This is a genomic window from Streptomyces sp. NRRL B-24572, from assembly GCF_002156145.1.
Classification (GTDB): domain Bacteria; phylum Actinomycetota; class Actinomycetes; order Streptomycetales; family Streptomycetaceae; genus Streptomyces; species Streptomyces vietnamensis.
Window position 1 is genome coordinate 1 of the sequence record NZ_MWIG01000449.1, and the last position, 9,530, is coordinate 9,530.

The 9,530-nt window shown below is 73.3% G+C and carries 9 protein-coding genes and 1 pseudogene; 3 read left to right on the top strand and 7 right to left on the bottom strand.

The genetic code is table 11. From position 1 onward, the window contains the following. Positions 1-251 (top strand): FAD-dependent oxidoreductase (locus tag CCN56_RS25690; protein WP_143664622.1); only part of this gene is annotated, 251 nt, incomplete at its 5' end. 82 nt (positions 252-333) lie between these two features. Here CCN56_RS25690 and CCN56_RS25695 read toward each other — a convergent pair. From CCN56_RS25695 to CCN56_RS25705, 3 genes are all read right to left on the bottom strand, one after another. Further along, entirely contained in the window at positions 334-636 is a 303-nt protein-coding gene (locus CCN56_RS25695; protein ID WP_086830357.1) for a hypothetical protein, read from the bottom strand. A 118-nt stretch (positions 637-754) separates the two neighbouring features. Continuing rightward, the gene (locus CCN56_RS25700; RefSeq protein ID WP_086830358.1) at positions 755-2,011 is read right to left on the bottom strand and encodes a M14 family metallocarboxypeptidase; all 1,257 of its coding nucleotides are present in this window, start codon (positions 2,009-2,011) and stop codon (positions 755-757) included. Between the two features lie 47 nt (positions 2,012-2,058). After that, positions 2,059-4,083: a Xaa-Pro dipeptidyl-peptidase gene (locus CCN56_RS25705; RefSeq protein WP_086830359.1), complete on the bottom strand. Its 2,025-nt coding sequence runs from the start codon at positions 4,081-4,083 to the stop codon at positions 2,059-2,061. A gap of 214 nt (positions 4,084-4,297) precedes the next feature. Between CCN56_RS25705 and CCN56_RS25710 the strand changes: the two genes are divergently transcribed. Beyond that, entirely contained in the window at positions 4,298-5,848 is a 1,551-nt protein-coding gene (locus CCN56_RS25710; protein ID WP_086830360.1) for a M1 family metallopeptidase, read from the top strand. Positions 5,849-6,197: 349 nt separating this feature from the next. Here CCN56_RS25710 and CCN56_RS25715 read toward each other — a convergent pair whose 3' ends face one another. Beyond that, a complete protein-coding gene (locus CCN56_RS25715) occupies positions 6,198-7,088 on the bottom strand; it encodes an oxygenase MpaB family protein (RefSeq protein WP_256962139.1) in 891 nt (296 codons plus the stop codon). A gap of 97 nt (positions 7,089-7,185) precedes the next feature. Continuing rightward, positions 7,186-7,671 carry a hypothetical protein gene (locus CCN56_RS25720; RefSeq protein ID WP_086830361.1) on the bottom strand — a complete coding sequence of 162 codons (486 nt, stop codon included), beginning with the start codon at positions 7,669-7,671 and terminating at the stop codon, positions 7,186-7,188. A gap of 125 nt (positions 7,672-7,796) precedes the next feature. Between CCN56_RS25720 and sph the strand changes: the two genes are divergently transcribed. Then, complete coding sequence (sph, locus tag CCN56_RS25725; RefSeq protein ID WP_086830362.1) at positions 7,797-8,825, top strand: sphingomyelin phosphodiesterase; 1,029 nt, start codon at positions 7,797-7,799, stop codon at positions 8,823-8,825. 13 nt (positions 8,826-8,838) lie between these two features. On the opposite strand, the gene CCN56_RS25730 is transcribed toward sph, so the two are convergent. Both CCN56_RS25730 and CCN56_RS44865 read right to left on the bottom strand, forming a co-directional pair. After that, positions 8,839-9,336 carry a hypothetical protein gene (locus CCN56_RS25730; protein WP_086830363.1) on the bottom strand — a complete coding sequence of 166 codons (498 nt, stop codon included), beginning with the start codon at positions 9,334-9,336 and terminating at the stop codon, positions 8,839-8,841. 95 nt (positions 9,337-9,431) lie between these two features. After that, positions 9,432-9,530 (bottom strand): annotated as a pseudogene (locus tag CCN56_RS44865) (Appr-1-p processing protein); the annotation flags it as partial.

A 9,530-nucleotide genomic window follows, 5' to 3' on the forward strand; every position in this document is an offset into this window, starting at 1 on the left:
CGCCGGATCCGGCGACCGCGGCGGCGATCGTGGCGCGGTGTGCGCGGGTGCGGCCGGAGATCGCGGGCGCCCGGGTCCTCGGCCACCTGGTGGGCCTGCGGCCCGCGCGGGCGGGCGGGGTGCGGATCGAGGCGGTGACGCTGCCGGACGGTGGACGGCTCGTCCACAACTACGGGCACGGCGGCGCGGGGGTGACGGTCGCCTGGGGCTGTGCGGACGCGGCGACGGAGCTGGCGACGGCGATGCCCTGACGACCGTGGGGCAGGACCGGGACGCCTGCGGGGCGGTTGCTGTCCTTTCGGATGGCAACCGCCCCGCGCGACGTACCGCTTCCTACTTCCAGAGCGGCGGCCTGCTGTTGTCGTCCGCGTCGGCGCACTGCTTGGCCCGGCGCTCGAGGGCGTCGGCGTGGGCGAGGGCCTTGCGGGCCTCGGTCCGGGCGCCGTCCCTCTTGAGCCGGGCCGCGCGGTCGCGCTCCTTGCGGGCCTCCGCCCGCAGCTTGGTGACGTTGCAGGTGATGGGCTTGGCGGCGGCCGGCTCGGCGGTCGCCGCCTGTCCGAGCAGCACGCCCCCGGCGAGCAGCGTCGTGGCGAGCAGGGCCGTCAGGGTACGGCGTGCGGGCTTGGTGCGGCGCATGATGGTTCTCCAACTCCAGGGCCTCGTGGGCCCGTTCGAGGCATGGTCAGTACCAGCAGGTAACTTTACCTCGGCAAACATCGGGATCACGCCGCGCCGGGCCGGGGGCACCCGATCGTCAACACTCCTCCACAGGAATCCCACTGACGAGGTGATAGGTCGCCCGCGCGTCCAGGAGCAGCGGGACGAGGGCGCGCTGGGACTGGCGCAGCGGCACGAAGGCACCTGCGCCCTCTGCCCTCACGGTCACGCCGTGCAGGGCGAGTTCGTCGCCCACCTCGGCGTACTGGGCGGCGTCCAGGCGGTAGCCGCAGGGCGGGTCGGCGAGGATCTCCGCCGGCTCGGCCGGGTCGTTGTCGGCGCCGCCGAGGTAGACCGGACCCCGGTCGGCGAGGCCGGCGCCGCGGGCGAGGGCGGTGGCCGCCGTGAGCGGCCCGCGCCGCTCGTCCAGGTAGGCGAAGGCCCCCTTCAGAGCGGCGTGCTGGGTGGCGACGCGACGCCGGTGGTTGAGGGCCGGGTCGTCCTTCTCCGCCTGGTCGAAGGCGTTCACACGGGTCTCGACGAGCAGTCCGACGGAGTGCTTGATGCCGGCCGTGTTGCGCAGGATCCGCTCCTGGCCGTCACCGGCGACCTGCTTGACCGGCTCCCCCGTGAGCGGGTCGGTCCAGATGCCGTAGACGCCGCTGCTGTAGCCGGAGAGCCCGGCGGCGGGCCGGACGTAGGACTCCGAGAGCGTCCGGGACTCGTCGTGGACGTGCGGGTCGGCGTCGAGGCTGCGGGGCCAGAGGGCGAGGAGGTCCTTGTCGTAGTAGCGGGGAGTGGCGCCGTACTCGTGGAGGTCGTAGACGAGTGCGGGCTTCCGGTCGCGGATGACGGCGGCGATCGCGCGCGCCTCGGCGGTCCGCAGGGCGAGGTGGTCGCGGTTGACGTCGACGCCGTCGCCGTTGCCTCGGGTGTCGGCCTCCCTGCCGTCGGGGTTCGCGGTGGGGACGACGAGGAGGGTGGTGCGGGCGAGGAAGCGCAGGGTCTCCTTGTCCCGGGCGTACGCGAGGTCGCGCACCGTGCTCAGACAGGTCTCCCGGCCGGCCGGTTCGTCGCCGTGCTGGCTGCAGACGAGCAGGACGGTCGTGCTGCCCGCGCCGAGGGTGGCGAGCCGCAGCGGGCGGCCCTGACCGGTGACGCCGATCTCGCGCAGCGCCACCCGGTCGCTCCCCCGCTGGACGGCCGAGAGGAACTCCCCCTCCTCGGCCTCGGTGGTCCAGCGGGCGCCCCGGCTCTCCTCGAAGCCGGTGCGCGGGAGGGCCTGCGCGGGCGCGCTGTCCGCCGCCTTGGCGGGGACGGTGACGAGCGGCAGGGCGAGGGCGGCGGCGCCCATCACGAGGGCGAGCGCCCGGCGGGAACTCCGCTGACGGGCAAGGGGGTTCACCGGTCCTCCCCGGGCAGGCGCGGTCCGGTGACGGCGGCCGGCGGCACGGGACCGGTCAGGGACGGGACATCGGTCGGCGAGGGCAGGGCCGGGGCCGGGGCCGGTCCCGTCGTCGCCCGGTCGAACGCCCCGGCGCCCCCGACGAGGGGCAGCTTCGCCCAGGTGCGGGCGAGGTCGAGGGTGAGGGTCGGGGTGGTCGACGGAGGGTCGAGGAGGTCCTTGTCGGTGCCGCCGACGATCAGGGCGAGCCGGTGGCCGGCCGGGACGACGTGGTCCGTCGGGGCGAGGTCCAGGGTCAGGGTGTACGCCCTGCCGGGGATCAGCGGGCGCTCCTCTCGCGGGTCGGCCCAGGTGCCGAGGTCGGCCCAGCCCCGGCTGACGACGTTGTACGCGACGTCCGTCGTGCGGGCGGCGGTCTCCTTGAAGCAGGCGCTGTCGCCCGCCGTGCTCGCGCCCCAGCAGCTGCGGTCGGTGAGGGTGGTGATGCCCTCGCCGGCGGCCCCGTAGTCCCGGATCCTGTCGGGTCCGAGGTCGACCAGGACGGCGGAGAGGTGCGCGGTGGAGGTGGTGGGGGTCGCGGTGACCGTCACCTTCGAGGAGCCGGAGATCCGCAGGTCCCGGGAGAGCGGGCGGGTGACGAACCCGGCCTTCTCGGGGGTGGCGTCGTCGATCCGGGCCGCCCAGTCCAGCTCGCCCAGGGCCGGGTCGTCGGTGAAGGTCGCGGTGGAGCCGGGGGCGGCGGGTGCGCGGCCGAGGACACCGGGTCCTGCGGCGGCTCCGGCGGCGGGGCGCAGGGTGGTGGTCGCGGTGGCGCGCGCCGGCCACTGCCGGTCGGTGGTCCAGACGTCCGGGGCGCGCTCGATGTCGGCGACGGGCTCGCGGTCGACGCCGTTGTCGTAGCCGAGGAGGTAGTGGTCGAACCAGCGGTGCAGGGTGCGGACCCAGTCGGCGCGCCGGAAGTCGAAGGGGTCGACGTGGCCGGTCTGGGAGAGCCAGATCTTCCGCTCGACGCCGTGGGCGGCGAGCGCGTCCCACCACTGGCCGTAGTGACCGGCGCGGACGTTGAGGTCCTGCTGCCCGTGTACGACGAAGACGCTGGCCCTGACCTTGCCGGCGTCCTTCACGTAGTCGCGCTCGGTCCAGGCCGGGGTCCAGTCGCCGCTGTAGGGGGTGCCCGCGGTGACCCGGTCCTGGACGGCGCCGCAGCGGCCCTGCGCCTCGGGGCTGCTCACGTACCCGGAGAGCCAGCTCGGATTGGAGTTGTAGAGCGGGGCGCCCTGCGAGTGGAAGTAGTCGTACCAGGAGGAGATCGCGGCGATCGGAACGATCGTTTTCAGCCCTTCGACGCCGGTGGCGGCGACGCCGTTGGCTATGGTGCCGTCCCAGCTCTTGCCGATCATGCCGACGTTCCCGGTGGACCAGCCGGTGGCGCGGGCCGGGGTCGCGCCGGTGCGGGAGGTGTAGCCGCGGGCGCGGCCGTTCAGCCAGTCGACGACGGCCTTCGCGGACTGGACGTCGGAGCGGCCGCCGACGTCGTCGCAGCCGTCGGAGCGGTTGGTGCCGGCGAGGTCGACGGCGACGAAGGCGTAGCCGCGCGGGACGAAGTAGTTGTCGTAGAAGAGCGGGAGCTGGACGGGGTTCCCGTCGGCGTCGTAGGTCTTCTTCTGACTCTCGTTGCCGCGTCCGCAGCAGGCGTAGTACGGGCTGGCGTCCATGATGACCGGGATCTTCCGGCCGGCCGCCGCGGGCTCGCGGGGGCGCACGATGTCGACGGCGACCCGGTCGGAGCGTCCGTCGCCGTCGCCGTCGAGGCCGGTGTCCACCCAGACGGACTCGCGGACGGCGTCGGCGTACGAGTGGACCGGGCGGGACTCGCGCGCGAAGGGCGCGGCGGGCGGGGCCGGTTCCGGCTGGGCGCCGGCTGGGGTGACGAGGCTTGCGAACAGGGCGGCCGTGGCCGCGGACACGAGGGTTCCGTACGTCAGTCGGGCTCCGCGGGTTCTCCGCTTTCGCATCGGCATGCGCCGGAACGTACCCCGGTCAACTCCCGTGCAAAAGAGTGCCGGAGGCATTCGGATGCGATTCGGGTGGCGGGCGGTACATGTCGGCCGAATGGCGATCGTGTGACAGGGGGTCCTCTGGACGTGACGGTGCGTCGGGGGGCTGAATAAGGTCCGGACTAAGGACCGACGACCACCCGCGCGTCTTACGTTTCTTATGACTTGGGGAGCACCTGTGCACCGCAGACTCATCGTTCCGAGCGCCCTCGCGGCCTCCCTGCTGCTGGCGATCCCGGCATCGGCCGCCTCCTTCACCCCGGGCGCCCCGGGCATCGGCGACTCCTACTACCCCGCCAGCGGCAACGGCGGCTACGACGTCTCGCACTACGACCTGCGCCTGAAGTACCAGCCGGCGACGGACCTCCTGGAGGGCACGGCGACGCTCCTCGCCACCACCGGGCAGGACCTGTCCCGCTTCAACCTGGACCTCGGTCTGAAGGTCAGCGAGGTCCGGGTGAACGGCCGCCTGGCGAAGTTCGCCGCCTCGGGCGACCACGAGCTGGAGGTCACCCCGGCGAGCCCGCTGGCGAAGAACACGCCGGTCACGGTCGTCGTCCGCTACGCGGGCAAGCCCTCCGAGTTCAAGATCGACGGCTGGTCGGCCTGGGCCCGCACCCCGGACGGCGGTGTCGCCGCGCAGGAGCCGGACTCGGCCGTCTGGTGGTTCCCGTCCAACGACCACCCGCTGGACAAGGCCACCTTCGACGTGTCGGTCCTGGTGCCGGACGGCGTCCAGGCCATCAGCAACGGCGTGCTGCAGTCGCAGTCCTCGCGGCTCGGCTGGACCCGGTTCAACTGGCGCTCCAACAAGCCGCAGGCCACGTACCTGGCGACGCTCGCCGTCGGCAAGTTCGACATCACGACGGACAAGACGGCGAACGGGCTGCCCGTCCTCAACGCGTACAGCAAGGACCTCGGCGACAACGCGGGCGCGGCGCGCGCCTCGATCGAGCGGACGACCGAGGTGGCGGAGTGGCTCGAGTCGGTCTTCGGGCCGTACCCCTTCAACTCCCTCGGCGGCTACGTGCCCAATGTGACCAGCGGTTTCGCCCTGGAGACGCAGACCCGTCCGTTCTACAGCCCGCGGCAGTTCGCCAACGGCGCGAACGTGTCGGTGGTCGTCCACGAGCTGGCGCACCAGTGGTACGGCGACAGCGTGTCCGTCAAGGACTGGAAGGACATCTGGGTCAACGAGGGCTTCGCCCGCTACAGCCAGTGGCTGTGGTCGGAGAAGGAGGGCGAGGGCACGGCCCAGGAGCTGGCGGACTACGCGTACGCCACGCGGGCGGCCGACGACCCGTTCTGGACGGTGAAGCCGGGTGACCCGGGCGCCGACAACCAGTTCCACATCGCCGTCTACGACCGGGGCGCGCTGGCGCTCCAGGCGCTGCGCAACGAGGTGGGCGACGAGACCTTCTTCGCGATCCTGAAGGGCTGGCCGCAGGAGAACGCCTACGGCAACGCGCACGTCTCGGACTTCGTGACGTACGCGGAGCGGATCTCCGGCAAGCCGCTGGCCGGGCTCTTCGACACCTGGCTGTACCAGCCGTCGAAGCCGGCCGCCCCGGCGGCGACGGCGGCGGGCCTGTCCGCCCCGACGGCCCGCACGGCCGCGACTTCGGCGACGAAGCCGGCGAAGCCCGCGCAGCCGAAGTCGTGGAAGAAGATCGCGGAGACGAACACGATCCACGAGAACGAGGCAGCCGGGAACCACGCCGGTCACTGACCCGGGACGCGGGCCCGCGTCCCCCCGGGCGGCGCTCCCGCCCGGGGCTTGGCCCCACCCGGCGCGGGCCCGCGTCCTGCTGGGCGGCACCCCGCTGCCGTGTGGGCCCGCGCCCGTGCGGGGCGGTGCCCTCGCCCGTGCGGAGCCGCGCGCGTCCGCCCCGTGTGGGCCCGCGCCCGGCAGGCCGGTGCCCTTCGCCGCCTGCCGTGTGGACCCGCGCCTGTGCTGGGCGGCGCCTCGCTGCCGTGTGGGCAATCGTCCCGCAGGGCAAGGGGGACCCCCTTGCCCCAGCGGAACGATTGCCCACAACGGGGGCGGCACGAGGCGCCCACAGCGGGGGGGCGCCGCCCTACCGCTTGGCGTGGCGGGCGGTCTTGCGGGCCCTGCGGGCCAAGGGCAGGTAGCGCAGGCGCTCGGGCAGGACCGGGACCACGGCCCGGACGATCCGGGCGAAGCGGCGCAGGGCGCGCTCCTGCGCGTCCGTCCACTCCAGACCGATGGCCTCCCGGGCGTCCGGCGGCATCAGGCCGACGGTGAGGAAGGCGCGCACCCGCAGGAAGGGGCGGCGCAGGACGGGCCAGAGGAGGCGGAGGGCGAGCCGGAGCGGCAGCGGGCCCCGGTCCGGGGCGGGCAGCGGCAGCTCGGTGTCGAGCAGCTCCCGTACGACGGTGGTGGCCTCGATCTCCTCGGCGAGGACCTTCCGGTAGTACGGCCAGAACTCCTCGATCGTCTGCGGCATGTCGCGGTCGTGGATGCCGAGGATCCGGCCGACCTGGAGCCACTCGGCGTACAGCTGCCGTTCCTGCGCCCCGGTGAGGGGGCGGGCGAGGAGGCCGAGCCCGTGCCGGTAGACGGGGAAGCCGGTCGCGTGCACCCAGGAGTAGTAGGCCGGGGTGAGGGCGTGGTAGCGGCGGCCGTGGGCGTCGGTGCCCTGGATCGTCTTGTGCAGCTCCCGGAGGCGGCGGCCTTCCCGCGCGGCCTCCTCGCCGCCGTAGATCCACAGCTGGAGCGAGCGCAGGGAGCGCTCGCCGCGGCCCCAGGGGTCGGTGCGGAAGACGGAGTGGTCGTCGACGCCGGCGCCGATCGCGGGGTGGGCGACCTGCAGGGTGAGGGCGGCGGGCAGCATCAGGAGCGCCCGGACGTCCCCCGCGACGCTCCACAGCACTCCGCCGACGGGCGGCGGCAGGGGCTCGTGACCGGCCGGGGCCCGGTCGAGCGGCTTCACACGGTCCATGGCCATGGCCTTCTCCTCATGTGTCCAGGCTGCCACGCATGACGAAGGGGCCGTCGCCCGGGCGTTGCGGCCCGGGCGACGGCCCCTTGCGAGAAGTACGAGGTCAGGCGCGGTCGGCGCCGACCGGCTCGCCGACGATGCGGGCGGCGAGGGCGTGGGCCCAGGCGTCGACGTCGGCGGTGAGCTCGCGCTCGGCGGCGGCGCGCTCCTCGGCGATCTTGGCGTGACCGGCGGCGAGGATCGCGTCGCGCTCGGCCTGGCCCTCGGCGCGGGCGGCGGCGATGGCGGCCGAGCCCTCCTCGGTGGCGGCGGAGCGGATGCGGGCGGCCTCGTGGCGGGCCTCGGCGAGCTCGGCCTCGTACTGCTCACGGATGGCGGTGGCCTCGGAGCGCAGGTCGTCGGCGCGCTCGGTGCCGCCCTCGATGGCGTCGTCGCGCGCGTCGAGGGTGCGCTTGATCTTCGGGAGGATGGCCTTGGCCATGATGAAGAAGGTGAGCCCGAACAGCACCGCGCCGAGGATGAGCTCGGCCCAGACGGGGTTGAGCGGACCGAGGTCGGTCTTGAAGACAGTGGAGTTCGCGAGGGTCATGCGCGCATTCTACCTGCTCCAAAACACAACAAATCAGACACCGGAACGAGAGTTGGCGTGATCTTGCAGGCTCGGCAAGATTCTCGGCACCCAAAGGCTACCGGATGGTAACCGTGGCTGATTGTATGTGCGTCGCCAGCCCAACCCCCCACGTACTCACGGGAGTTCACGTGTCGTTCGCCGCGCTCCGCCGCGCCCCCGGCGCCGCCCTTTCGCTCGCGCTCGCCGCCGCCACCCTGGTGACGGCCGCCCCGGCCGCGTCCGCCGCCACCACCGCCGAGGCCCCGCGCCTGAAGGTGCTGACGTACAACACGTTCCTGATGTCCAAGACCCTGTACCCGAACTGGGGCCAGGACCACCGGGCCCAGGCGATCCCCGCCGCCCCCTTCTTCCAGGGGCAGGACGTCGTCGTGCTCCAGGAGGCCTTCGACAACTCCGCCTCGGACGCCCTCAAGGCGAACGCGGCCACGCAGTACCCGTACCAGACCCCCGTCGTGGGCCGCAGCAAGACCGGCTGGGACGCCACCGGCGGGTCCTACTCCTCGACCACGCCCGAGGACGGCGGGGTGACGATCCTCAGCAGGTGGCCGATCGTCCGCAAGGAGCAGTACGTCTACAAGGACGCCTGCGGCGCCGACTGGTACGCGAACAAGGGCTTCGCCTACGTCGTCCTGAACGTGAACGGCAGCCTCGTCCACGTCCTCGGCACGCACGCGAACTCGACCGACCCGGGCTGCTCGACGGGCGAGGCCGCGCAGATGCGCAGCCGCCAGTTCAAGGCGATCGACGCGTTCCTCGACGCCAAGAACATCCCGGCGAACGAGCAGGTCATCGTCGCCGGTGACATGAACGTCGACTCGCGCACCCCCGAGTACGGCACGATGCTCGCCGACGCGGACCTGGTGGGGGCCGACGCCCGCACCGGGCACCCGTACTCCTTCGACACCCAGCTGAACTCGATCGCGTCCTACCGCTACCCGACCGACCCTCGCGAGGACCTCGACTACGTCCTCTACCGGTCCGGGAACGCCCGGCCCGCCGGCTGGACCAACAACGTGGTCCTGGAGCAGAGCGCGCCGTGGACGGTCTCCAGCTGGGGCACGTCGTACACCTACACCAACCTCTCCGACCACTACCCCGTCACCGCCTACTGACCGGACCGCTCCCTCAGTAGGGGTACGTACCGAAGACGCCGTAGAGCCAGACACCGAGCACCGCGGCGACGCAGAGCAGGACGAACCAGGAACCCGGGCCGGTGTGCCGCTCCCTGCGGGGGCGGCGGCCGGGGCGGGCGGCACGAGCCGTCCGCCCCGGCCTTTCCCGCTTCTCCCGCCCGCCCGCCCGGGAGGGTCCCGACCCCGGGCCGGGCTCGGCGGCCGCGGCGACGTCGGCGAGCAGCCGGCGGCAGACGGCCGCGAGCTCCGCCGTCCCGGCCGTCAGGTCGACGACCACCTCCGTACGGGCCGGGGCGGTCGTCCCCCCGTCCAGGATCCGCCCGGCCCGCAGCAGGGCCCGGTCCTTGCCCCCGGTCGGGGCGAGGCTGATCCAGCGGCGCACGTGCTCGCCCCGGATCACCACCCCGCCGCCCCGCTCCCGGTAGACGGTGTGCTCCCGCCACAGGACTCCGGCCAACTCGTCGGCCGTCTCCCTGAGTTGCACGTACATCTCTCTCCCCTGTGTTCCTGTGCCCCCGATGCGAACAGCCGTCGACTCTAGCCCGCCCGACCGAACACCCTTACGACGCCCCGCCCCCGCGCCCGTTACCCGCCGACGTCGTACACGGTGACCGGTATCCCCCGCGCCGTCATCCGCTCCCGGACCAAGCGCTCCACCCGGCCCCAGGTACCCCCGGCGAGCCC

What these genes read in the sequence shown, in the direction of transcription:
- CCN56_RS25720 (WP_086830361.1), bottom strand. Translation starts at nt 7,671, where the DNA reads ATGACCCTCGCGAACTCCACTGTCTTCAAGACCGACCTCGGTCCGCTC.
- sph (WP_086830362.1), top strand. Translation starts at nt 7,797, where the DNA reads ATGTGCGTCGCCAGCCCAACCCCCCACGTACTCACGGGAGTTCACGTG.
- CCN56_RS25695 (WP_086830357.1), bottom strand. Translation starts at nt 636, where the DNA reads ATGCGCCGCACCAAGCCCGCACGCCGTACCCTGACGGCCCTGCTCGCC.
- CCN56_RS25730 (WP_086830363.1), bottom strand. Translation starts at nt 9,336, where the DNA reads ATGTACGTGCAACTCAGGGAGACGGCCGACGAGTTGGCCGGAGTCCTG.
- CCN56_RS25700 (WP_086830358.1), bottom strand. Translation starts at nt 2,011, where the DNA reads ATGGGCGCCGCCGCCCTCGCCCTGCCGCTCGTCACCGTCCCCGCCAAG.
- CCN56_RS25715 (WP_256962139.1), bottom strand. Translation starts at nt 7,088, where the DNA reads ATGGCCATGGACCGTGTGAAGCCGCTCGACCGGGCCCCGGCCGGTCAC.
- CCN56_RS25705 (WP_086830359.1), bottom strand. Translation starts at nt 4,083, where the DNA reads ATGCCGATGCGAAAGCGGAGAACCCGCGGAGCCCGACTGACGTACGGA.